Raw genomic sequence first — 22,278 nt, forward strand, 5'->3', positions numbered from 1 at the left:
CTTCTCAAACTACTTAGCTATACTGAGCGTAAATGATATTGTTTAAGGATGACATCCGGGGCGTGCTTATTTTTATAATCCAATTTAAAGCGTCGGATAATATGAAAATTCAAAAATAACGCGAGCAACCCCTTTCCTAATGGATTCCCTAGCACTTGCATGGTACTAATAGGACAAATGCAGTCATATTCTTAGCAAGGAAAACTTTAAAAGGAGTGGAAAGTTGAAAGATGTAAAGGTTGGTTTGCGGCCCATTGTCACTAATATAAATATGCCCACTGTTATCAAAACAACGGTACTGCCAGGCGACTCAGTCGAAAGGTTATTCATTGCCACTCAGATCGGAGAAATTTATTACATAGGAAACGGAGTGGTTCGAACATTCTTGGATATCCGCCCGAACATCTTAAAACTGGGCACAGAGAACGGTTATGATGAACGGGGATTGCTGGGTCTGGCGTTTCATCCGCATTTTTATTATAACGGACTGTTTTATCTCCATTATTCAGCAGCTGGATCACAGGGCCCCGGCACCCTTAAAGGACGCTTTATTCCCAATCCATGCGACCCAAATTCCATCAACCAACGATGGATAAATCGGGATGCTCAATATGATCATATTGATACAGTTGAAGAATGGATCATGTCTCCGAATGGCCAACCACAAAAACGACGGACACTGCTTAATATAAGAAGGCCATTTTTAAACCATAACGGAGTAAACAGCTTAAACTTTTCACCAGAGACAGGAAAACTTGTTTTAACAACAGGAGACGGCGGTTCGGGCTATGATCCTTATAATTTAAGCCAAAATGACATGGAGATCGCCGGTAAAATAATCGAAATAGATGTCAGCATAAATAGTTATGCCGGAAATCCCCCCATCGTCACCCGTTTTAACGAACTTCCCTTACCTATTCAGGAAACACTTACGGTCATTGCCAAAGGTGTTAGAAATATTTCGGGCATTTCCTATCAAAGAGTTTACGATCAATATATTAAATATGTCGGGAATGTTGGGCAGGACTTAGTAGAAGCGATTTACTCATTCGTTCAGACTAAACCTATATCGGTTCCCCAGCTTATTCAATCTACCATGATAAATTCTGGACTTGATCAGGAAGGTTTTTTAAACTTTGGCTGGCGGGGATGGGAAGGTAATTTTCCTACGTCGATTATTGAGGGCTGCCCTGGCAACCAGACTTTGGATAGAATCACCGCTGCTTACTTTAATGAAGCAGTGGAAACTTCCGCAAGGCGTCTGCAGCCGCTAACAAGTTATTATCATAGGGATCCCCGGCCAGATAAATTTGGGGGAACAGCTCTTACAGGCGTGCAAGCGTATATGGGACACAATATCCCCGATTTAACTGGAAGCGTTGTATTTACAGATCTCGCCCGCGATGAAGGAACTGTTCCCGGTAGAGGCGTTTTGGGTTATACCAGGGCAAGACTAGATGGAAAACAAAATGATTTTAGCGTGATACAAATCGATGCTAACTTCGGCGCTGAATCAGCTTACTTTGTGAGTTTAGGTGCCAATCAGAATCAAACCAAATTATATTTAGGCGTTTATGGTTCCACGAATGTAACGGATTATAACAAGGGGACTATTTTTGAAATTGTTCCATGATTCTTCCATTAAAAAGTCCCTGTTAATATCCAATTCCTTTTTATAGCATAAGTCTCTTAGGGAATCACGGAGTGAAAATGTCCTTTATTTTTTTAAAAAAGAACAAAGCAAATTCAAACCATAACCAGCTATAAAGAAATGAAAAAATAAGAATGCCTCCAGTTGCCAAAAATGAAAAGGAATTTGAAACCGTTGGACCAAGTACCGGAAAGCGGAAAACATAGAGGAGACAAAGAATACCCAATGACAGCAGAAAACCACCAATCAATATAATGCTTATTCTCTTACTGAAAAAAGAAAAAGCCGCCCCTATACCAATTCCCATCAGTCCTGTAGTAAAGGGAAAGATCACGAGTTCACTTGGAAACAGGATGAAAAGCAAAAGAATTGTTAGAAAATAAGCCATTACTCCCATTTGTAGGGAAAACATGGCTCCAATCAAAATGGGCAACGTAGCAAACGGGCTGATCATATACCCGACTCCCGGCAAAAAGCCGCCTGCTGCCTGTAGAACTGCAGCCATACAGGCGAGCAGCGAACCTAAAACAATCCTTTTCGTTTTTCTGTGCTTGCGGAATTCTAATTGGGCAAATCGAACCTCATCCGCAATTAATTTAAAAAACAGCCGCTCCACTCCTTTTTGTTTCAAAATGACACTGCGACCTTCCAGCAACTTTATGGAACTTCAATTTAATACTATTTTTGCTTTTCATACGTTATCACCAGTTTTGAGCAATCTTTCAAAGAATAAAAAAACATCCGCACACCTTGAAAGTCCAAAGTGTGCGGATACTGGATTATTCAGCGGATAATTCACTTTCTGTTACCCATTTATGATTTTTTACTTCTTCACCTGTTGTAGATGTATAATCGACCATATACACTGTGGTTTCTTCAGCAGAATCGATTGTTGCCGTTGCTCCTTGCATCCCTTCCATATGGTCTGCGTTCATTTTTGCCTGTGAGCCGACTTCCAAAGGTTCATTTCCTACTCCTTCGAGCTCTTCATGAATGACCCATTTGTGGTTTTTTACGGGTTCACCGCCATTTGTAGGCGTATAGGATACACTATAAACAATCGTATCATAAGCCCCTACAATCGTAGCTTCAGCACCATTCATGCCTTCCATGTGATCCGCTTGAATTACCGCTTTACTTCCTACTGGGAATGTTGGATCTTCTGCATCTTTCAAGCCTTCCGGAACTTCACCGTCACTTGAATGATTCATAGCGGCATCTTCTGAGTCCTCTTTACTGTCCGTTTCTTCCATCTCATTGCCTGACATTTCGTTTGTTTCTTCTTGAGTTGTCTGGTTTTGAGTTGCGTCATTTTGATTTGCCTCTTCTTTATTATCTCCTGAACAAGCGGTAAGAGTCAGTGCTGCAGCGAATGAAATCATTCCTATCATCATTTTGTTTGCCATTTTAAAAATTCCTCCTAATTATATGGTTCGCTATAACTTTATATTCACTATAATTAATATTTTAAACACTAATTATGCAGTAATTATGCAGACCCCGAGTATTTATATGAGTATTTTTAATATTTCAGTATTATTTTTCCAACCTAACTCTTTGCAACCTAAGTGCATTTAAAACAACGGATACGGAACTGAATGCCATTGCAGCACCTGCTACCCAAGGTGCCAGCAAGCCTACTGCAGCAATCGGAATACCCAATGTATTATAGGCAAACGCCCAAAACAAGTTTTGCTTAATATTGCGAATCGTTTTATGGCTCATGAGAATTGCATCGGCAATGCTGTTTAAATCTCCGCGTATCAATGTTATATCAGCTGCTTCCATTGCCACATCCGTTCCCGTACCAATGGCCATCCCAATATCCGCGACGGCCAATGCAGGAGCATCATTGATGCCATCGCCTACCATCGCAACTTTCTTGCCTTGCGCCTGCAATTTCTTAACTTGTTCGGCTTTACCTTCGGGAAGCACCTCGGCAATGACATGATTGACGCCAACTTCTTTTCCGATTGCATTGGCCGTTCTTTCGTTATCCCCCGTCATCATAATGACTTCTATGCCCATATCCTGGAGACGTTTAATAGCCGTTTTTGAAGTAGCTTTCAAAGTATCGGCCACTGCAACCAGACCGGCAAAGCTTCCGTCGATACTCGCCAGCATGGCGGTTTTGCCGTCAAGTTCCAACTCTTCCATCACACTTACGACATTTGAAATATCAACATTATATTTTTTCATTAATTTTCGTGTACCAACCAACACTTCTTTTCCTTTAACAATCGCTTTCACACCATATCCCGGGATGGCTTCAAATTTTTCGGCAGTTGCCAATTCGATATCTCGCTCAAGTATTCCTTTAACAATCGATTCTGCCAATGGGTGTTCGGATTGCTTTTCGCTTGCGCCGATCAAACATAGAAACTCTTCTTGATTCATCCCTTCTGCCGCAATCACGTCAGTTAACTCTGGTTTTCCGTTAGTAACAGTACCTGTTTTATCTACAACGACTGTATTGATATGATGGGTCTGTTCAAGGTGTTCCCCGCCTTTAAACAATATACCGAGTTCTGCCGCCCGACCTGATCCAGCCATGATCGATGTAGGTGTTGCTAAACCAAGCGCACATGGACATGCAATGACAAGTACTGCAATCAAGGATTCCAGCGCTGGTGTAAACTCTCCGGGCTTTACGAACACAATCCAAATGATAAAGGTAATTGCGGCAATTCCTATAACAATCGGAACAAATATGCCTGAAATCTTGTCTGCCAATCTTTGAATTGGAGCTTTTGACCCTTGGGCATCTTCCACCACTTTAATAATTTGAGCCAGGGCAGTGTCGCGTCCAATTTTTGTTGCCTTCATTTTGATAAAACCGTTTTTATTGACTGTTGAACCAAATAAAGATGATCCAATCGCTTTATCGACGGGAATACTTTCTCCCGTTAACATGGATTCATCCACAGCGGAATTGCCTTCCAGCACGATTCCATCGACAGGGATTTTTTCGCCGGGTTTCACTAAAATCACATCGTTGATCACAACTTCTTCAAGCGGAATTTCTATTTCCACCCCATCACGAACGACAAGCGCCGTTTTCGCTTGTAATCCCATTAGCTTTTTGATGGCTTCAGAAGAACGCCCTTTTGCTTTGGCTTCAAACAGTTTCCCTAAAAGAATCAATGTAATCAGCACTGCGCTTGTTTCAAAATAGAGCTGCGGGTGTGCGTGCGCTCCATGGGAACCACTTGTGATAATGGCTTGGTAGACACTGTAAAAGTAAGCGGCTGAAGTTCCCAGGACAACGAGCACATCCATGTTGGCACTGCCATTTTTTATCGCTTTAAATGCGCTAACATAGAATTGCCATCCGATCATGAATTGAACAGGTGTTGCGAGCAACATTTGTACCCACGGGTTCATAAGAATCTCCGGCATATAGATGAATGATGTAAACGAAAAGTGGCCAACCATGGTCCATAATAATGGCAGTGAAAGAATCGCGGAAATGATGAATTTTCTTGTTTGTTTTTGTATCGCTTGCTCACGATAATCTACAGCGTTTTTCTCATTTTCTTTTAGATGGGCGCCATAGCCCAGTTTCTCGACTCTTTGAATAATCTCACCGATTGACACTTCCGATGGATTAAATTCCACGGTTGCCTGTTCAAGAGCAAGGTTGACGTTTGCCACAGAGATTCCATCCATTTTATTTAATCCTTTTTCAATCCTGTTGGCACAAGATGCACACGTCATACCGGTAATCGCAAACTCTTTCCTTTCTTTAGCCACTCCATAGCCAAGGTCGTTGATCTTCTTTTCGAAATCTTCTTCGCTTACTTTCTCGGCATCGTATTTTATAACCGACTTTTCGAGCGCTAAATTGACATTCGCTTCTTCCACACCTTCTAATTTATTGAGGCCTTTTTCAATTCTGGCTGCGCAAGCTGCACACGTCATGCCCGTAATTTGAAGACTTGCTTCTTTTAGTTTGCCTTTTGAATCGGTCGTTTCCATTTTCATTCGCTTCCTCCTTTTTCATACCGCACGGGGGTATATTATTTTGAAAGAAATAGAGTGCTTAAAGCACCCTATTTCTAACCCTAATAACTATTACTCCACATCATAACCTTGGTCATCAATTGCTTCTTTAATTTCATTTAAAGATACTTTTTCATTGTTGTAAGATACGTCTACCTGGCCTGCTCCCAAGTTTACTTTTACTTTTTCGACGCCTTCCAGTTTACCGACGCTTCCTTCAATGGCATTTACACAATGCCCGCAACTCATGCCTTTTACGTTTAACGTTACATTTTCCATTAGAATCTCTCCTTATTTTTTCATTAATTTTTGTATTGTAACAAGCACTTCATCCAGCACTTCCAAATCACCATCTTGTATGCGATCCACAACACATTCCTTCATATGTGCTTCCAACAGAAGCTTTGCTACACTATTTAATGCTGCCTGCGTAGCGGAAATTTGCGTAATGACATCATCACAATAGGTATCTTTTTCAATCAACCCTTTTATTCCACGTACTTGGCCTTCTATTCGATTTAACCTAGTGACAAGGTTCTTTTTCGTTTGTTCAGAATGGTGGCTTTTTCTTTCAGCAGAAGTAGTACAGTATTCATGATTTAAAGCAATCGTTTCGTTTACTTCAGGTTCCATCGTCCAACCTCCTTCAAGAGGGGATTCATACCCCCATACCCTATATTTAGAATATAACATACCCCCACCCCCTATGTAAAGGGTTTAAATGGTAAAGTTTAAACTCCCCAATACGTAATGAGATCAACTATTCCAATGATGATCAGAAGGGCTCCTGCCCCTCTCTGTATAACCCTTCCTGCTTTTAAACTTTTTTTCATAATTTTCCCTTTAATATCAAAACTCCACAGTAAAGTCAGTATGATAATAAACGGAATCGCTGTGGCAACCCCGAAAATCATTGGCAAAACAAAACCATAGGACGTTGATGCGACAGTCGGCATCAGCCATACAAAAAAGAGCACAAACATAGTGGGGCAAAATGCAAAAGCAATAATGGCTCCGAGCAGAAACGAGCCAACCTTTCCTTCTTTGATGTTAGTTGGAATATGTATTGCCATACCGCTTAGTATCTTCAGTTTCAAAATCCCTATAAGCACTAATCCGGTAACCATCAACAATGGGCCAATCAGTTTCCTGAATATCGGAAAAAACTCGGTCATTTTTGTTTCAAAAGATTGGCCAAATATCCAGGCGAACCATCCAATCAGGCTGTAAACAGCCACTTTACCAATTACAAAGAAAATAATTTCTCCTGCATTATTTCCCAATTGAATCGAACGATTTCCATATAAAGTGATGGCGCTAATATTTCCCGTTAGTTGGCAAGGTGCAACCGACCCTATTAATCCAAGCAGGAGTGCAACTATTAGCGGTGAGTGTTCATAAGAATTTAAAAATAAGGACACGGGTGAAGTAAACATTTGGCTGAACTCAGACAACAAAGTATACATCCAATAAACACCTACATTTCGTAAATTTGAAATCTTTGCAAGAAATAAATCCCCCATTGCCCTGCCTGTCTTGGCGCAATAACCCATCGACACTAGTCTAACAGCAGGCTCTAGTTTTGTATATTTTACTCAGTGAAGAATTCGCTCCTCTTGGCCTTATTCGGATTTTTCATCATTATTCATTATTTTACCATTAATATAAACGACAAATCTGGAGAAAGTATGCAGAATTGCCCGTACAAAACTTTTGGCATGCAAAAAGAGGTGTCCCAAAAGCCATGAGACACCTCTTTAAACAGACGCTAATATTCTTTTTTCACTTGCAGACTCTTTTTCTATTACTAGAATAGCAGATTGCTCTATAAAACCATTCCTTACTTATCGATGAACTGCCACCGCTTGTTTTCCCAGCTGTACATAACTCTTGAAAAAACGCTCCTTATCGTGCAGTTCATACCCTTTTAACGGATTCATCACTGTCACTTTATCTTCGGAATGCCCCGTCAAGACGACGGAATGCAAATTTTGGTACATTTCATGATACGTATCCGTACCTTCGATGAACCAACCATTGTTTTTTTGTGGCTCCGAAAGGTCGAGTGTCACCCATATGACAACAGGTACTCCCTGTTCTACAAACTTTAAGATTTCCTCTTGTGACAATCCGCTCGCATTTGTCACTTGCAATGCCTTTCCCTTGTCGGATATCACATTTTTGGCTGCCTCAACAATAGGTTGTGCATATACATAAGAGGCGTTATTTTTCTCATATGGGCTTCCTGAATAGGCCACATTGGGATCAGCGCCAAATCGTTTGCCTCCTGCAGTGTGAAAGTCTTGCCGAGGCAAATAATGGTCTGCCATTTCGGTTTTCGTGATCTTCAGGCCATAATAGTTTAAAACGGCAGTTAAGGCTGTGATTTCACAGCCATTTGGCAGCTCCGGATTTTGCATAACTGCAGGAACCGGGATTCTTTTATTAGTTGTTGAATGAGTTTGAATCACATGTGTAGCATCTGTACTGCTATAGGTAAACTCCTCAATAGTTGGAAAGTCGCTTTCAGCTGTCGATACAGTAATTAAATAATTTTTATCCTCTTTCAAGCCGCTGAATTCTGCTTGGCCTTCCTTGGAACCGATTGCCGAATCAATGATTTTCCCGGAAGAAGCATCCGTTATTGTCACATTCAAATTTGGAACAGGCGCCCCACTGCCAAATTCTACTGTCAATACAGTTAAGGCGCCCTCTTTATTTGAATTATTAAAGAATCCATCCGAAGTGGTGAACTGATTCGACCAATTTCCCTCTTCTAAGGAACAAGCCTGCAAGATGACTAATAGCGATAGGAAACTCATCGCTCGAACTAAATGCGCCTCTGCGTATTTTCGCCCAGATTTTATCACGCTTGTTCGGTTAACGTGCTCTGAAAAACTATGCCTTTCGGCGGAGGTTTTAACTTCATTCAGCAGAGATTGGCACCTCCACTGATTTGATTTGGCCTTAATTTTCATTTCGCCATTTTTAGAGGCAGGTACCTTCTTCTGAATGAAGTTAAATTTTGTAGACATGAAATCAATCCTCTGCTTTCTTCTACATCATTTAAACAATGGTAGCTTATTATTCAAAATATCGGCTATGCCATAAAAGGAACATGTAGATTGTCCATATTTTACGCTGGTTGTTGGACTTTCCGTTATAGTGTTCATTCAACAGGTCCAGAATTTGGTGTTGATCAAAGAATCGACCCGCAACTTCACTTTCAAATGCTTGTTTTACTTTATTGTAGTACTTCTCTTCTCGCAACCAAAGACGGATTGGAACAGGGAAACCGATCTTCTTCCGATTTGCCCAAGCATCAGGCAATACTTTTTTGGATGCAAGCCTGAAAGCATATTTGGTATCCGTTTCATTTACTCTATAACGGGTTGGAATCGTTGAGGCGACTTTCATGACCTCTTTATCCAAAAATGGAACGCGCAATTCAATGGAATGAGCCATGCTCATCTTGTCAGCTTTCAGCAAGATGTCGTCTACAAGCCATAAGTTCAGGTCCAGAATTTGTTTCTTTGTCACATCATCTTGATTTCTCGCTTTTTGGTAAATCGGTTGGACGATTTCTTTGATGGATGGCGCATTTTTATATCCATCTTTTAAAATGTGTGCTGCTTCATCTTCTTCAAATATACGAGCCTGCCCGATAAATGTTTCTTCAACAGGCAATCCGCCTTTCAACAGGAAGCGTTTCCCGCGAATGTCTGGAAGATGTTTCGCTACTTCCGCCAAGGATCGGCGAACGATAGTTGGGACTTTTTTGTACTTCCGCATGGATGGCGTTTCATCATATTCTGCATATCCGCCAAAAAGTTCATCCGCGCCTTCACCTGAAAGAACAACTGTTACGTGCTTTCTCGCTAATTCGGCTAAAAAATAAAGCGGTACAATGGATGGATTGGAATGAGGTTCATCCATCATATATTGAATTTCATCCAATTTATCAAAACAGATATCCGAATTTAATACTTCGTTTACGTTTTCTATACCCAGTTCTTTGGAAAGTTCACTAGCATTATCAATTTCCGAAAAATTCTCTGCACTAAAGCCGACCGTAAATGTTTGATCTGGTCTCAAAACGGAAGCAACATAACTGGAATCGACGCCGCTGGAAAGAAATGATCCAACCTTAACATCTGAAATCGTATGGGTTTTAATGGATTCATTTACCACTTCGCCGATGTTTTCCACCATTTTCTCCAATGGTTGTTCAACCGGAGAGAAAGAAGGTTCCCAATAACGTGTAATATTCAATTTCCCATTTTCAAATGTCATATAATGGGCAGCCGGCAGTTTAAAGACGCCTTTAAAGAACGTTTCATTTAATACTGGAAATTGGAAAGTCAAATACGGCTTTAAAGCTTGCTCATTTAATTTTTTAATGAAATGGGGGTGAGGCAAAAAGCTTTTAATTTCCGAACCAAATAATAGCGTTCCATTCATATGGGCGTAATAAAATGGCTTTATCCCAAAAGGATCGCGTGCTGCAAATAATTTCTTGGCAGCTTTGTCCCAAATAACAAAAGCAAACATACCACGAAGCTTTTCGACTAATTTTTCCCCATATTCTTCATACCCGTGAACCAATACCTCACTGTCGGTATGGGTAGTAAATTGATGGCCTTTGGCAATTAAATCTTCCCGAATTTCCTGGAAGTTATAGATTTCCCCGTTGAATACGAGCACAAGCGATTGGTCTTCATTATAAAGGGGTTGACTGCCATGTTCCAAATCAATAATGCTTAATCTTCTGAAACCAAGCGCAGCTTCTCCATCAACGAATGTTCCTCCTGAATCGGGTCCTCTATGAATAATCTGGTTCATCATTTCTTCCAGAACTTGCTTTGAATTATTTATTTCTCCGATATATCCTGTAAATCCACACATATAATATTTCTCCTGTTGTTTAAGATTACAATGATTTTTCTATTAAGTATAATCATTATTGTTAATTTTATCTTTTTTATTTGTTATTTGAAAGTAGCAATTGAGAGTAATTTCAGTTACGATGGTGTTGCAATTATTACAATACATAGAAACTGAGTAGAGATATGGAAGAGACACTAATCCAGCTATATGAACATTTGGGTTATTTTGCCGGTTTAATTAGTATACTGCTTAATATTATCATCTCTTTAAGCGGCGTCATGCCGACCATCATGATTACTGCTGCCAATTTAATGTTCTTTGGCTTTTATCATGGCATCGTCATCTCCATCATTGGAGAGGCACTTGGAGCGATTGTCAGCTTTATCGTTTATAGAAAATGGTCCGGTAAATGGCGGTCAAAGCTTCAACATCCCCTTTTGAATAGGTTAAAAGAAGTGCAGGGTGTGAAAGCGTTTTGGTTGATTTTAGGTTTCAGACTTTTACCCGCGGTGCCATCCGGGGTAATTACTTTGGGCAGCGCCATATCCAAGGTTTCCTTAACTACATTTGCAGCAGCAAGCACATTGGGAAAAATTCCTTCATTAATATTGGAAGCAGGTGCAATCTACGGGTTTATGAGCTTAGACTTTGAATGGAAATTTGCCATCACGCTTGCCGTCGTTGTTTTATTGATTTGGAAGATAAAAAAATAAAACAGTCTACAGTAAAACGTTCGACTGCTAATCAAAGATGGAAACCAAACAAATCTTATTATACAGATGTTGGTTTCCATTTTAACTTTTTTCTATAAGGGAATCACACTATGTACTTCAGAAAGTATATAACTGCCATCACTGCTATTACCGGTCACAGAGTTCAGTGCATCCAAATCATTAAAATGCCACCATTCCGATGCCAATGGCGTCAAGCCTGCATCCGTACAGTACATCTGAAGCAGCAATGCCGGTTTGTTCATGTCAGGATCCAAGATCGCCTTTTTCCAATCGGTAGGCGACTTTGCGCTTACTGGTGCTGTAAAAGTAGCAGAGGCCATGCTTAGTTCATGGATTGGAGTCGGCATTTTATATTCCGTATACTTTGTAATTTCTTTTATTAAATAGTCACCGATTGTCGATTCAGTCTTGGAATCGATTTTAGCCAAACTCACATCAATTGCATAGCCAATTTGGTGATTTGAAACCTTTGTATCTATAAACCAGAACGTACTCCAAGGGTAAGAATTAATTCCTGCCATCACTTTTTGGTCGGCGTGGGCTAAAGTGGAAAGGGCTTTGACAACAGCTTGTTGAATCGAATAAGGACGATATCCTTCGTAAATCACAAGCGTATTGTCATCTTCAAGCGCAAATTGCTGTGCAAGGAAAATTTTTTTCGACATGGCATACAAGACAGGGACAATGTACTCTTCTTTATCCAATCTCTCGTTATAAGTTTTTCCCTTATAGAGTGCCTGTCCCGTAATGCCCGGCAATGATTTTCCGGAAGAAACAAATTTTGAAGAATACGTATTGGTGTTATTGTAGATAATGGACGGAATCACATCAGGCAGATTAATTAAGCAAAATTGATGTTTTACCCAACCGGATTTTCCGTTGGTTTCGATCAACCACCAGTCATCAACTTCCTCGAGGATAACAAATCCTGTTCCCGCTTCCAGAATTTCAATTGTATCCGACTGATCATCTGCCGAACTTTTCAAATCCATTTCGATGGAAGCATAACCTGTTGCTCCATCAATAGGCAGTTCCAATTCACCTATATATTCCTTCGGTGGGTCGGGTTCTATAATCTGTTTGAACGCTGGTGCAGTTTCCGGCTGGATATCTGTATCTGCATTTTCGATTTGTTTTTCCTCGTTGGACGGTTTATTCAATAGATACGCAGCAGCAAGAACTATCACCAATAAACCCACAACGGATAAAAACCAGGTTTTTTTGTTTTTTCTCGTAATTTCTCACCTCTTAGAATAATGCTTTGTAAAGGATAAATAATAGGATTAAATGAAGCGGATAAAATACATAAAATCCCCATTTCAAAGCTTTGGATTTTCTGCCGCGTCTTCCTTTATACATCACCAATAAAGGAATAGCAATCAAGATCCCCAATTGATTCAGGCGAGCCCACCCAAAATCCATTACAGACGGAATGATATGGAAAATAAGTCCGATTAGCACAAAGCTGATCATTTGTTTTACGATATTTCCTCTGAATATTCCAAAGAACAAAATCCACAATACTGCTACATAATTCCAATCGGCCGGTATTGCAAGCATACAACAGAATAGAATCAGCGGCACTTTGAAATAAATGGAAATTTTATCACTTTTATAAACCGTCAAAGCGATTAGCCCCAATGCTAAAGACCAGATGACGCTTGTTGCCTTCCACCATGGAAGATCAAAATATAACACATATGGAAAATGTGAAATTGCTGCAAAAATAACCAATCTTTTGATATATCTTCTAACATCCGATGTATAGAAAAATCCTTCTGCAATCAAATAACACATGATTGGTGCAACAATCCTCCCAGGGATACGCGAGAGAATTCCCTCCATACTATCTTGGGCCAAAAATACTGCAAATAAATGATCGAAGAACATAGCTGCAATTGCTATGTATTTCAAGCTATTCGAGGAAATATCCCTTTGTAGAACATTAACCTGATTAAAAGTTGTACTTTGCATAATTTCTCCTTTTTGAAACAAAATTCTTAATAGTGTAAATATAAATTGTGAAGAAACATTGAAAAAATACATTTTTTCAAGTAGATCTGTTGGAATGTATAATTTAATATTCCTGAGTAAATTATCCAAAGCACCATTTATTCGTTTGTTATATGTATTATTTACAATCGTACCCAACAGTTAAATGGGGCCTTGTTGGATAATTTATGGAATCAAAAAGTTTTGCGAGAATTTTGGGAGTTCAGCAAAGAACAGCAAGAAAGCAAGCGTGAATAAACTGCCTCCAAAATTACTTTCGAATAACATCTTCAATTTAATCAACGATTTCTTGACATATATGTTCCCAAAATTCTTACATATTAAAAAAGATACATTCCTTAAAACAGCATGTTAAAAAAGAACCCATTTCGCAAATGTTGATTAAAATGGATTCTAATTTATAGTAACTAGATGCATTTTAAATCTTTTTCATTTTTCCCATTATTATTGTTGTACCATTCTTAATAAAGCATGTGCGATGGCATGTTTTTCATTGCCTTCTGCAGACTTCCATAATTCTTGCAGAACTTTCTCTTCCTTGTTGCGCGGTTCTTCAGATCGTGCAAGATAATCTGCCACTTTTTCGGTTGCTTTTGCAAGCGTTTCTTCGCTAAGGCCCAACTTTTCGCCTTTGGAAACTTGGTCACTTAGGTAGCTTTTAAAATTCCCGAAGCTTTCCAGGATTTCATCTTTTTCCTCTTGTGAAAGATCTCTCAATTGATTTTCTACTTTGTTTATTTCTCCCATGCCCAATTCCTCCTAAGGATAAGTAGTGATGGAACATTTGGAATATTCCCTTCCTTTTGTAAAATAATCTGGATATTTCCGATTATTTTTTTACCTTAAGTTGGTTATTTTTCGTTTTTTCCCTTGTTGAACTATTTTAGATAGATTTTTAGAGGCTTTTGTTCGGCTGTCATAGACCTTTTCAATGGGCTTTCATAGAATACAGTAAGTGCTTGATAAAGGGAGGCTAGCAAATGGTAAATCAATTTCCTGCAGCAAACGCTGCGCTAAGTCGCAATACCAATACCAATACCAATAACAATGCCCCTTCAAATAATGAATCAACGGCTGCAAAGCTTGCGGTTATTGGCGGATTTTTAGCAACTTTGGGTGATGCCATCTCCACGTACGCAGCAGTTCTTGCTCTGGAAGAATTGCAGCATTCGCAGAAAGATAATAATCAAAATAACGATAAAATAAATGAATTGGAGAGACAAATTAAATACTTAACGAAAGAGATGCATAAGCAAAAAAAGATGAATAGCCGGTGAGGGGTCTAATTTACATTAGCCGTCCCTCCCACTTTTCATTCTTGCCCCCTATCCAATAATTGTAGAATCGCTTTCTTTAAATCCACCAATCGTTGGACTTCAGGGAACTCATCCGTTCCTGCAACAATCATGGGAACCAAAGAATCCACTTTATGAAGAGAACCGTGCGCGGCACCGCCTGCATGGTCATGGCTATGTTTTTCGATAAATTCATAAGCAGGCTTTGCATCTACTATAATGACACGTCCTGATTGAGCGTGAAGTGCCCCACGGAGTCTTGCGAGTGCATCAGGGTAATCATTGTACTGAAGGCGCCCTTCACCAGAAACCTTTAAATCTAAAATGGAGAAATCTCCGCTAATTTCCCACGATTGGCCGAATTCATCAACATAAGGGCCATTAGGGGAAAATGTAAGTTCTTCATTGCTTCCTGGACTTGTAACATAGTTCTTGTTGCCTTCTTTCCATGCAATGAACCCTATACGTTCATCTTTCTTTAACGGTTTGGTAATGTCGGCTCGTTCGATGTTTTTATCATTTACATAAATGTATGCCATGCGCTCATTAATGGCGATTGCTAGTTGCGCTTTCTTGTTGTTTCCTTCCCAAAACGAATAATTGTTTAATGATTTATTTAAATCGATTAGGGAAGTTTTTTTATCTTTTTTGATGGATGATTGGCCACTATCCCCCATCACAATCCATGTTGCTTTTTGAAGAGCTTCTTCCCATGATGAAAAACTATTCAAAATATCTTGCAGCGCTTGATCTGCTTTTTCAATTCCTTTTAAATCATTGGGGCCGTGCTTGTGTATGGCAGCATCCGCATCCGGTAAATAAGACAGTATAAAGGCAGGCAATTTGTTTTGTTTAATTAAATAGCTCAATTCATTTGCGGTGAATTTATTGTTGACGCCCAAGCGGTTCCAGATAAATTTGTGAAAATCATTTTCCGGATTATACTGCGATAAAGCACCAAGCGAAAGAATCGTTGGACCATTTACTTTAATCTCTTTGGGCAAGAGATTAGTCAATCCAATCAATTTAGGGACATTTAGTTGATGTGCAGCACTCCCGCGATAGATGATGCCATTAATGGATGCAGAAGAAATTTGGCTGCTTGCAAGATTTTCATGTATTGTTTGGACTTCTTTGCTTAAATGAGTCTCGTTGAGATGAATCACACTGTCTTTTGCAACATTTCTCACCCCGGTATTCCAGATTTCGCCGATGCCGCTTCCATAACTAATGATTCGACCTTCATCTTCCTTAAACCAAATCAATCCGGGTATTTTATGCTGTTCCGGATATGTACCGGTTAATAATGTACTGTCAATGGTCACGGACATTGTTGGGTACGAGCTAATCATTTCAGGATAAATTCGCCCATAGTTGATTAAAAAGGAAAACGCCGGGATTTTTCCTTCGTCTGCTGCTTTTTGCAACGGTTTATTCATTAAAGAATCGACAACAATCAAAATGACGGGTTTTTGTTGTGGATGAGCGGAAGGGTCTGGCAGGTCTTTAGTTGGAGAAATCGAAACTGCTAGAATAAGACTGGCACTTAAAACAATCACTATGGTTAACCCATAGATTATTTTTCGTTTCATGTATTCACCTCATACCATTCGTTTAATTTAGTATGAATCAAGGGTTAGAGTTTATGTGTGTTAGATTGCCAAACGAATATAAAAAGGCGGCATGAGTTAATCCATGCCACCAATACTTTTTTAAAATTTGAACTTGGAAATTACCGAGCGGAGTTCTTCCGCCATTTCCGTTAAAGACTGCGCGGATGCGGACACTTCTTCCATAGCCGCCAATTGTTGTTCTGCCGATGCTGCTACTTGTTCCGAAGCTGCTGCGTTGCTTTCGGCCAACAGCACATCATTCTGTGCAAGCACCGTCGTTTCATTGATTGAAGCAGAAACTTGTTGAGCCGTTGCAGAAACTTCCTCCATGCTGACGGCAACTTGATTCATGCTCTCCACAATTTTGGAGAACTTTGTACTCGTCTGATTGGAAACTTCCATTCCCTCCGAAACTTGATTTGTTACCTTTGTCATTAGTTCTACCGTATTTTTTGTATCGGATTGGATCGCAAAGATAATTTCCTGAATATCCTTGGCAGATTTTCGGGATTGTTCAGCTAATTTTTTTACCTCATCCGCTACTACCGCAAATCCTTTGCCATGTTCTCCCGCTCTTGCCGCTTCTATGGAAGCATTTAGCGAGAGCAGATTTGTTTGTTCGGCAATATCTGTAATAATATTTATAATCGAATCAATTTGTTTAGAACGTTCATTTAATGAATGAATTTTTTCGTTCGACTCTGACACCGATTCATGAATAAAGTTCATTTGGTTGACGATTAAAGCGACAGATTCGCCTCCCTCGTGAGCCTGGTTTGTCGCTCCGTTCGTAAGTTCCGTGACTGTTGAGGAATATTCGGCAATATGAGTTGCACCATTTGAAATTTCTTTTAATGCCTCAACATTTCCGGCGATATTGTGTTTTTGATTTTCTGCTGCAGCAGAGACTTGCTGAATAGATGACGAAACTTGTTCTGCAGCAGCGCTCGATTCTTGTGAACTTGCCGACAATTCCTCAGCTGATGCCGCTACAAGTTCAGCATTTTTCTCAACATTCTTTAATAGTGATTTCAAACTTTCCTGCATTCCTATAAATGCTTCTGCCAATTGTCCAATTTCATCCGTGGACTTTACTTCTATTGTTTGGGTAAGATCACCGTTACTAACAGTTTGTGCCTTTTCCTTCAACTCTTTTAACGGTGACACGATTGAACGAATGACAAAGTAAATAACAATCCCTCCAATTACCAAAGCAATTGCTAAAATAATTAATGTAGCATTGAAAATGGGAGATGAAGCGTCTTTGATTTCCTCTGTATAGTAATTGCCGGCCACTTTCCATCCTGTCAGTTCATTTGTTGTAAAGCCCATCATTTTCTCGCGGTCTCCTAACATATAGCTGAACGTACCGGCTGTATCTTTGTAAAGATTATCGTAAAAGCTCTCTTTCGCCTCAGTAGCTGCTTCGTTGGTTGGATGAATAATATAGTTTCCTCTTTTATCCAAAATAATGGGATAGCCTTCTTCACCAATCTGAATTTGAGCTGTCAGCGCTTGAAGCTGGTTTAATTTCAAATCGATGCCAACGACACCAGCTCCGTTCTCCAAGCTTTGGGAAATGGTCACGACAACCTCATTATTGCTTGCTGAGACATAAGGATCCGAGATGACTGCTTTTCCTTGTTCAGACATGGATTCCTTGTACCATGTACGTTCTCTTGCATCAAAGTCAGAACCCAATTCTACTTGAGGTATATGTATAAGTGAACCATTTTCGGAACCAACATAAATTCCTGCCACTTCCGGATGCAATTCAAGATAGTCCTCAAACGTTTCTTCAATCGCAGGCTGTCTTTCTTCCGTTACGCTAGATATGTTTGTTGAAATCTTCTTCACGTCGTTTACTTTTGGCATAAGCAAGCTGTCAATCGACATATCCAAAATATGCAAGTTATCTGCTACTGTTGATTCTAGCTGTCCTTCAACCGTTTCCTTTGCTACTTGATAGGAACGCGCACCAATTAATAATGATGGGACGATCAATAGCAAGGAAAAAGCAATAATCAATTTTGTTTTCAGATTATTTACTTTTAATAATCTGGGTTTATTCATTATAATTTTCCTCTCTTTTATAGAATAAACGAACCCCGTTTGTTCATTCTATAGTGTACTTTAAGATGATTTTACTCATAGGAATATGAAAAATCTACATTTTTTATCAAAAAAATACTCTATTTGACAGATTAATAACTAATAGGGAAATTTAATAAATTTTTGTTTTTCAAAACTAAATTTGGCACATTTACCTAAAAAAAAGCCTATAACCATGCCTGATTGGCACGGCTATAGGCAAAAAATGATTACATCATCAACTCATTACTGTTATTTGCTGTATTGTTTTTGTTCGTTTAAATTGCTTGAAGACTTTTGAGTTATTTGTTGAAAGGCACCATTGCGTACTCCTCTAACTACGCCATAAATGGCAAATCCAATTGCACCCAAAGTAAGAAATCTCATTCTTGCTTCCCCTTTCTGAAGTCGATATACTCATGTATCTTCTTTAGTATCGGTGGGCTCATTTTTTTTATGCTCAGCATAATTTTCCTTGTTTTATCAGGAGAACATTCTTGCCAATATTACTTCTGAGATACTCACTCTTCTGCTTTTTTTAATATGGAAGGAAATTTTTTATTAATTTGGGGAAAAACCGTACGTTTATAAAGGTTTAAAGGTTTGGATGATGATTTATTCGCAATTTCTGCGTCATTTTTCATCTATGCAAAGAAATAGAATAAAAAACTGTTATTTAATCAAGAAGGTCTCCCCTTTTTCATCAAATGCATGCTTAAAATCAAAAGCAAAAGAAGTAGAACCATGCTGAATATAATAGTTATATCTCCTGAAAGCCTCATCCCATGAGACATCCTTTACCTTTTCTGTCCACCAAACTACATAGGAAAGGTGCTTTTCTGGATATGGCTCCACCCATCTGTTTCGATCTCGCAAGGCCTGCTTATGCTTTCCTGAATAGGTAAAATGAAATAATGACTGAAGACTTCCCCATACTGTAAGTGAAAGAACAGGCAAACCCTCTCCCTTTACACTTTCTTGAGGAAAATGGACTCCTTCAGATGAAAATGCCTCTACCATTCCAGATTTAGCTGCCTGACGAAAAACTTCATCTCCAACTTGGAAAAATTCAATAGAGGCAGGATGATCATAAGGGTGGTTTAGTCTGCCTACAGTGTAGATTGAAACGAACGCCATATACAGCCCTCCATCTATAGCTTTTACCTAGATATATTCAAATAAAAAGATGAACATTCCTTCTTCAACAACCTCCACCTTATTATACCAACTATATAGACTAATGCGTTTCCGTTTGATAAGGCAAAAACTGGTTCAAAATAAACTTACGCACAAATAGATAGCCGTCCCCCAAATAAATACAGCAGACAACTTATTGAATAGAACAAATATAGAACTGGCTATTTGGATTTTCTTTAGGAAAGCGCCTGTAATCATTAAGCTTAAAAACCATAACCACGATATTGCGATACAAGCAATCATAAAAAATAGTTGATCTTGGCCACTATATTTAACTGCACTTGTCCCAATAACACCGATTGTATCCAGCAAGGCATGTGGATTTAAAAAAGATACCGAGAGTGCAAAAAGTATTTGCTTCTTGATTGGTAAAGCTTCATTATTTTCTAATCCCGCTGAGCTTGAGTTCCAGATTACTTTACCCATGTACAAAAGAAACAGTATTCCGCCAATAAGCAGAATCAATCGAATCCATTCAAATTGCATAACAACCATGGATAAACCTAAAACAGCTAATGTTATTAATATTGTGTCACAGATCCCTGCCGTCACTGCAGCAGGAAGCGCCTTGATCAGGCTGGGTTGTGTCACTCCTTGGGAAAATACAAAAACGTTTTGGACCCCTAAAGGCAGAATAAGTCCAAAAGCCAAAATGATTCCGTGAAAAACTGGTTCCACCATTTCCCCTCCTTTCCTCTTAATAGTACCTGTGGTATAACTAGAAAAAAAGGTCCAATTGGATGGCGTCTAAAACATCCAATTCTCAAAGAAGGTTATTTTATGAATTGGAAACCAAATCGTTCGTTGCCGATCGGTTTATCGAAGCAAATCGCAGACTGGATGACCGAACAAATCGTCTCCGGGCACTGGCCAAAGGGTACCAAACTTCCCGCACAACGTCAGCTGGCGCTCTCACTGGGGGTTAATTGAAGTACAGTGCAGGAAGCGATTGAAGAATTAAAAGCTGATGGAATTTTATCAACAATGGTTGGCTCCAGTACATATGTATCCAATGATTCCTGGAGTGTTCTTTTAAAACATAAACAGCCAAATTGGCAAAAGTACATCGAATCAAGTATTCATCGACCCAATTATCAAACCATTCAGCTAATCAATGAATTCGAACAAGAAGAGTCCATCATAAGACTCAGTACAGGTGAATTGGCACCAAATTTGCTGCCAACAGCTAGAATACAGGAATCACTACAGCAACTACAATTGGACGGCAAAGGAATCGGCTATTCAGCACCGCAAGGGAGTCTTAAACTGCGCATCGCACTTACACAGTATTTAAAGAAACGAGGAGTTACGGCAACTCCGGAGAATATTTGCATCGTATCCGGTGCACTGCAAGCTCTCCAATTAATCGCATTGGGACTGCTTGAGACTGGTTCCATAGTCTTTCAAGATAAATTTTCATACTTAAATTCCGTCCATCCTTTTCAGTCGTTTGGCATGCATCTACAAAGCATCCAAAATATGGATCATGCGAAAGATTCTATTCAAAAACGACTTGGGAGTCGCCAAGGGAATTTATTATGTCATCCCTACCCTGCACAACCCGACCGGAAGGATCTGGTCAGTTGAAGAAAAGCAAACCTTCTATACTTTTTGCCAATCTTCGCAGCTTCCCATTATTGAAGATGATGTGTATTTTGAGTTATCATTTGAAACGCCAACACCACCGTCAAAATCAATTGATGCAGCAGGGCAAGTCCTCTATCTTGGGAGTCTTTCAAAAACGCTTAGCCCGGGTTTGCGGATTGGATGGGTAGTAGCACCTACTCCTGTCATTAAACGGATAGCCGATATTAAAATGCAGATGGATTACGGTTCGAGTGCCTTTTCTCAGGAAATTGCCGCCCATTGGTTAAAATCCGGTTTATATGAAGAGCACCTAGAACAATTAAGACGGGAATTAAAGCGGCGTGCCCTATTGATGGAAATGATGCTCCAAAACGCTTTCAGTGAAATTGCATCGTGGGAATCATCCAAAGGCGGCTTTTATATTTGGCTTAAATTCAACGATCCGATCGTGACAACAGAGTTTTTCATGAAACTTTTAAAATACAAAGTTCTGATCAATCCGGGTTATATTTACGAACCGAAAGATGCTTATCATATCCGCTTATCCTATGCTTACGCTTCTGATGAGGAAATGAAGAAAGGTCTGCAAATCCTTGTTTCCGAAGCAATGCAATCAATCAAGAAGAGCCGTTCATGTTAACGATGGTTCTTCTCCTTTCAAGTTTTTGCATTATTTTGAAGTGATGATCTTTAAATTAATTTTATAAATACTACGCTTTTACAAGCTAGAATGTTCGATCCAAAGTTTCATTGGATTTGCTTGTCCGTTATTCAACTCCATTCTTGTCATTGAAAGTAATCGTTCAGCTTTTTCTTTTGTTAACTCTTCGTAAATCTCTTTGGATTTCCCTAATCCCGCTTCCACAGCCTCATCAACGGAATTACTATAAAAAACTTTTTCAATGCCAGCAAAATACATGGCGGTTAAGCACATGGGGCAAGGCTCCCCGCTTGCATACATTGTAAAGCCTGCAAGATCGTTCGTTTGCAATTCTATTTGGGCGCGGCGAATAGCAAGCAATTCAGCATGCCCGCTAATATCATAATTTTTATGCAACTCATTTACGCCTTCAGCTATTACTGTATTGTTCTTTACCAAAACCGCACCAAAAGGTTGTCCACCTTCATGTACATTTTTTATTGCCAGTTCTACTGCTCGCTCCATGAATTGGTTCATTTCAAAACCTCCAATTTTTTATGTAAGTTCA

General features: G+C 39.4%; 21 protein-coding genes and 1 pseudogene. 5 read left to right on the forward strand and 17 right to left on the reverse strand.

The annotated features are described in order from the left end of the window. Nucleotides 1-223: 223 nt before the first annotated feature. Complete coding sequence (locus D1B33_RS08190) at nt 224-1,633, forward strand: PQQ-dependent sugar dehydrogenase (RefSeq protein ID WP_118875894.1); 1,410 nt, start codon at nt 224-226, stop codon at nt 1,631-1,633. 64 nt (nt 1,634-1,697) lie between these two features. On the opposite strand, the gene D1B33_RS08195 is transcribed toward D1B33_RS08190, so the two are convergent. The 8 genes from D1B33_RS08195 to asnB form a co-directional block, all read right to left on the reverse strand. Beyond that, nucleotides 1,698-2,282, reverse strand: coding sequence for a hypothetical protein (locus tag D1B33_RS08195; protein WP_233549424.1), 585 nt, complete (start codon nt 2,280-2,282; stop codon nt 1,698-1,700). A 148-nt stretch (nt 2,283-2,430) separates the two neighbouring features. Next, nucleotides 2,431-3,057: a YdhK family protein gene (locus D1B33_RS08200; protein ID WP_118875895.1), complete on the reverse strand. Its 627-nt coding sequence runs from the start codon at nt 3,055-3,057 to the stop codon at nt 2,431-2,433. Between the two features lie 130 nt (nt 3,058-3,187). After that, a complete protein-coding gene (locus D1B33_RS08205) occupies nt 3,188-5,635 on the reverse strand; it encodes a heavy metal translocating P-type ATPase (RefSeq protein WP_118875896.1) in 2,448 nt (815 codons plus the stop codon). 90 nt (nt 5,636-5,725) lie between these two features. Next, entirely contained in the window at nt 5,726-5,932 is a 207-nt protein-coding gene (copZ, locus tag D1B33_RS08210) for a copper chaperone CopZ (protein ID WP_118875897.1), read from the reverse strand. Nucleotides 5,933-5,944: 12 nt separating this feature from the next. Continuing rightward, on the reverse strand, nt 5,945-6,286 hold the full coding sequence (locus D1B33_RS08215; RefSeq protein WP_118875898.1) for a metal-sensitive transcriptional regulator: 342 nt from the start codon (nt 6,284-6,286) through the stop codon (nt 5,945-5,947). 98 nt (nt 6,287-6,384) lie between these two features. Then, nucleotides 6,385-7,119: an urease accessory protein UreH domain-containing protein gene (locus D1B33_RS08220; protein ID WP_118875899.1), complete on the reverse strand. Its 735-nt coding sequence runs from the start codon at nt 7,117-7,119 to the stop codon at nt 6,385-6,387. A gap of 378 nt (nt 7,120-7,497) precedes the next feature. Next, a complete protein-coding gene (locus D1B33_RS08225) occupies nt 7,498-8,688 on the reverse strand; it encodes a C39 family peptidase (protein WP_233549425.1) in 1,191 nt (396 codons plus the stop codon). A 49-nt stretch (nt 8,689-8,737) separates the two neighbouring features. Then, entirely contained in the window at nt 8,738-10,558 is a 1,821-nt protein-coding gene (asnB, locus tag D1B33_RS08230; RefSeq protein WP_118875900.1) for an asparagine synthase (glutamine-hydrolyzing), read from the reverse strand. A gap of 164 nt (nt 10,559-10,722) precedes the next feature. Between asnB and D1B33_RS08235 the strand changes: the two genes are divergently transcribed. After that, nucleotides 10,723-11,253 carry a TVP38/TMEM64 family protein gene (locus D1B33_RS08235; RefSeq protein ID WP_118875901.1) on the forward strand — a complete coding sequence of 177 codons (531 nt, stop codon included), beginning with the start codon at nt 10,723-10,725 and terminating at the stop codon, nt 11,251-11,253. A gap of 92 nt (nt 11,254-11,345) precedes the next feature. Here D1B33_RS08235 and D1B33_RS08240 read toward each other — a convergent pair whose 3' ends face one another. The 3 genes from D1B33_RS08240 to D1B33_RS08250 all read right to left on the reverse strand — a co-directional run bounded on the left by D1B33_RS08240 (nt 11,346) and on the right by D1B33_RS08250 (nt 14,034). Further along, nucleotides 11,346-12,461: a hypothetical protein gene (locus tag D1B33_RS08240; protein ID WP_158582945.1), complete on the reverse strand. Its 1,116-nt coding sequence runs from the start codon at nt 12,459-12,461 to the stop codon at nt 11,346-11,348. 61 nt (nt 12,462-12,522) lie between these two features. Further along, nucleotides 12,523-13,248: a TraX family protein gene (locus tag D1B33_RS08245; protein ID WP_233549426.1), complete on the reverse strand. Its 726-nt coding sequence runs from the start codon at nt 13,246-13,248 to the stop codon at nt 12,523-12,525. A 483-nt stretch (nt 13,249-13,731) separates the two neighbouring features. Continuing rightward, the gene (locus tag D1B33_RS08250) at nt 13,732-14,034 is read right to left on the reverse strand and encodes a DUF3243 domain-containing protein (RefSeq protein ID WP_118875903.1); all 303 of its coding nucleotides are present in this window, start codon (nt 14,032-14,034) and stop codon (nt 13,732-13,734) included. Between the two features lie 233 nt (nt 14,035-14,267). On the opposite strand from D1B33_RS08250, the gene D1B33_RS08255 reads away from it, so the two are divergent. Beyond that, on the forward strand, nt 14,268-14,564 hold the full coding sequence (locus D1B33_RS08255) for a multidrug ABC transporter ATPase (protein ID WP_199677384.1): 297 nt from the start codon (nt 14,268-14,270) through the stop codon (nt 14,562-14,564). Between the two features lie 35 nt (nt 14,565-14,599). Here the strand turns inward: D1B33_RS08255 and D1B33_RS08260 are convergent, their stop codons facing one another. The 5 genes from D1B33_RS08260 to D1B33_RS08275 all read right to left on the reverse strand — a co-directional run bounded on the left by D1B33_RS08260 (nt 14,600) and on the right by D1B33_RS08275 (nt 20,161). Continuing rightward, the gene (locus tag D1B33_RS08260; RefSeq protein WP_118875904.1) at nt 14,600-16,174 is read right to left on the reverse strand and encodes an alkaline phosphatase family protein; all 1,575 of its coding nucleotides are present in this window, start codon (nt 16,172-16,174) and stop codon (nt 14,600-14,602) included. 120 nt (nt 16,175-16,294) lie between these two features. After that, complete coding sequence (locus tag D1B33_RS08265; protein ID WP_118875905.1) at nt 16,295-18,268, reverse strand: methyl-accepting chemotaxis protein; 1,974 nt, start codon at nt 18,266-18,268, stop codon at nt 16,295-16,297. Nucleotides 18,269-18,538: 270 nt separating this feature from the next. Continuing rightward, nucleotides 18,539-18,673 carry a hypothetical protein gene (locus D1B33_RS18755; RefSeq protein ID WP_267897042.1) on the reverse strand — a complete coding sequence of 45 codons (135 nt, stop codon included), beginning with the start codon at nt 18,671-18,673 and terminating at the stop codon, nt 18,539-18,541. A gap of 285 nt (nt 18,674-18,958) precedes the next feature. Next, nucleotides 18,959-19,423 carry a DUF3291 domain-containing protein gene (locus tag D1B33_RS08270; protein ID WP_118875906.1) on the reverse strand — a complete coding sequence of 155 codons (465 nt, stop codon included), beginning with the start codon at nt 19,421-19,423 and terminating at the stop codon, nt 18,959-18,961. A gap of 135 nt (nt 19,424-19,558) precedes the next feature. Further along, entirely contained in the window at nt 19,559-20,161 is a 603-nt protein-coding gene (locus D1B33_RS08275; protein ID WP_118876078.1) for a LysE/ArgO family amino acid transporter, read from the reverse strand. A 62-nt stretch (nt 20,162-20,223) separates the two neighbouring features. Between D1B33_RS08275 and D1B33_RS18645 the strand changes: the two genes are divergently transcribed. Continuing rightward, nucleotides 20,224-20,409: a hypothetical protein gene (locus tag D1B33_RS18645; protein WP_233549440.1), complete on the forward strand. Its 186-nt coding sequence runs from the start codon at nt 20,224-20,226 to the stop codon at nt 20,407-20,409. Next, a pseudogene (locus tag D1B33_RS08280) lies at nt 20,324-21,710 on the forward strand (aminotransferase-like domain-containing protein). The gene D1B33_RS18645 and the pseudogene D1B33_RS08280 overlap by 86 nt, the downstream one beginning before the upstream one ends. 78 nt (nt 21,711-21,788) lie before the next feature. On the opposite strand, the gene D1B33_RS08285 reads toward D1B33_RS08280, so the two are convergent. Next, complete coding sequence (locus D1B33_RS08285; protein ID WP_118875907.1) at nt 21,789-22,247, reverse strand: nucleoside deaminase; 459 nt, start codon at nt 22,245-22,247, stop codon at nt 21,789-21,791. Between the last annotated feature and the right edge of the window lie 31 nt (nt 22,248-22,278).

The sequence above is a fragment of the Ureibacillus yapensis genome (genome assembly GCF_003515775.1).
Classification (GTDB): domain Bacteria; phylum Bacillota; class Bacilli; order Bacillales_A; family Planococcaceae; genus Ureibacillus; species Ureibacillus yapensis.